At 54.5% G+C, this 2,206-nt stretch carries 2 protein-coding genes; both read right to left on the bottom strand.

Going from position 1 to position 2,206, the window contains the following annotated elements:
- The coding region (locus ACOVRA_RS10160; protein ID WP_421720197.1) for a sugar MFS transporter at window positions 1-1,100 on the bottom strand (1,100 nt) is incomplete at its 3' end.
- 73 nt (window positions 1,101-1,173) lie between these two features.
- Window positions 1,174-2,166, bottom strand: coding sequence for a glycoside hydrolase family 16 protein (locus ACOVRA_RS10155; protein WP_421720196.1), 993 nt, complete (start codon window positions 2,164-2,166; stop codon window positions 1,174-1,176).
- Between the last annotated feature and the right edge of the window lie 40 nt (window positions 2,167-2,206).

Raw genomic sequence — 2,206 nt, 5'->3', positions numbered from 1 at the left:
TCATTCAGGCCAATCACGGTCTGCGAGAAAATGGTTGGGAACATGATGGAGTTGAACAAACCAATCGACAAAATGGCGATGGCCGCAATCTGCCCCGTCAACACCATGGCCAATGCAGCCAAGGCGATGGCGATCACGGCAAATACAGCCAGCACTTTGCCCGCTGGGAAGCGGCTCAAAATATAAGAGCCGGCAAAGCGACCAATCATGGCACCGCCCCAATAAAGGGCGACCAATTTACCCGCTTGGGCTTCGGTGGAGCCCAAGACGCTCGCTTGACTCAGATAATTGACGAGGACCGAGCCGATCGCGACTTCTGCGCCGACATAGGTGAAAATGGCGATGACGCCGAACAGGATTTTTTTATTCGCCAACAGGTGAAAGCCGAGGCCACTTGGCGTTTCGGCTTTTGCCATGGGCGGCAATAGATCGCGCTTCAGGTAGAAGACCGCCATGATCAGCACCAACACCGTGGCAATGCCCAGATAGGGGGCTTGCAAAGCCGCAGCTTCGGCGGCGCGCAACGCATCCAGCGCTTCTGGCGTCAGGGTGGAGATGTCCTTTGGAATTTCAGGCCCACCTTCCAAGATCAGCTTGGCACCGACGAAGGGGCCAATGAAGGTGCCAAAGCTATTGAAAGCTTGTGCAAGCGTCAGGCGAGCAGAGCTGGTTTCTGCGGCACCGGCAATCGAGATCACGGCATTGGCGGCAACTTGCAAGATGGTGATGCCCGCAGCCAACACAAACAAAGCAAACAAGAAACCTGGATAAATGCCTACGTGGGTGGCCAGCACGAACAGGACACAGCCACCGATCATCACGGCTAGGCCTGCGATAATCCCCCGCATATAGCCGACTTTAGCGACCAAATTGCCCGCAGGGATTGAGAAAACGAAATAACCCAAGAAGAAGGCCGATTGGGTCAGCATGGCCTCTGCATAGCTGAGATTATACAGCCCACGGAATTTGGGGATCAGAATATCGATCAGAACGGTCGCGAAACCCCAAATGAAGAACAAAGCAAGCGACATGAAAAACAAGGTTCGGTCGTTCACATTGCCTTGCTGCGGCTGTATCGTCACTGCACTTGGTCCGGCCATTTTAAGGTTTCCTATCCTCAGTTTTTCGTTGCTTTTCGTTTCTTATTTGGTCTCTCACTCAGGTGTAACACCCTCATTCCCCGCACGAAGCGGTATCATGTGAGCGTTCACATTTATAGACCCTAACCCAATCAATTTCCATTGTCTTGGGAAAATTCTTCGGCGAAACACCGCGCAGATTGCGGCCTTCGGGTAAGTTTCCACCGATGGCGAGGTTCAGAATCAGGTAAAATTTCTGATCAAACGGGGCCGAAGGTCGACTCGGGCTCTGATCAACATGCCAAGTCGCAGGCGTTTGCGTGGCATAGGGCACCCCGTCGATGGACCAGACCATTTTGCCGGCATCCCAATCCAGCGTGTAGGTGTGAAAGTCATCGAGGCGGCCCACCAATGGCGTGGTTTTGGAAAGAAACGTATTTTTTGGCCAAGCCCCGCCATAATGCAACGTGCCGAGGATGGTGTTTTCCACCCCGCCCGGACAATTGGCGCAAGGCTCACCTAAATTGACCGCCTCCATTATATCAATCTCGCCAGAAGCCGCCCAAGGACCATACACTTCGTCTGCAGGTAACAGCCAGATGGCGGGCCACGTGCCTTGGCCTTGTGGCAGGCGCGCTCGTACCGAAATTCGGCCATAGCGCCAATCGGCCTTGCCCTTGGTGACCAATTTGGCAGAGCTGTAAGGCAAGGTCACTTCTTGCGCACGTGCGGCCTTATTGGTGCGCTGTTCCACCGGCAAGGCATAGCCGCGACGGCGCTCTTTGCGGGCTTGGATGACGAGGTTGCCATCCTTGACGAAACTATTCTCTGGCCGCTCCGTATAGCATTGCTTTTCATTATTGCCGCCACCCCAGCAATCGACAGCATGGCTCCATTTGGAAGCATCAATCGCCGTGCCATCAAACTCATCAGACCAGATAAGCGACCATTTAGCCGGGGCTTCTGCTTGGGTGGGCGCACCTTGCGCCACAGCCTGATTCCCAGCGCCAATGGCGACGAAAGCCCCGACAAACCCCAGCATAATCGCCCGCAAAATCACGTATTTTCCGGCAAAGAACAGACCCACAGCACCCTCCCCTTTTCCATCAGTCTGCCTTGATCACCCC

It is taken from the genome of Aquidulcibacter sp. (assembly GCF_049239865.1).
GTDB lineage: Bacteria > Pseudomonadota > Alphaproteobacteria > Caulobacterales > Aquidulcibacteraceae > Aquidulcibacter.
The sequence above is the reverse complement of the archived record's forward strand: the minus strand, read 5'-3'. Positions and strand labels throughout refer to the sequence as shown.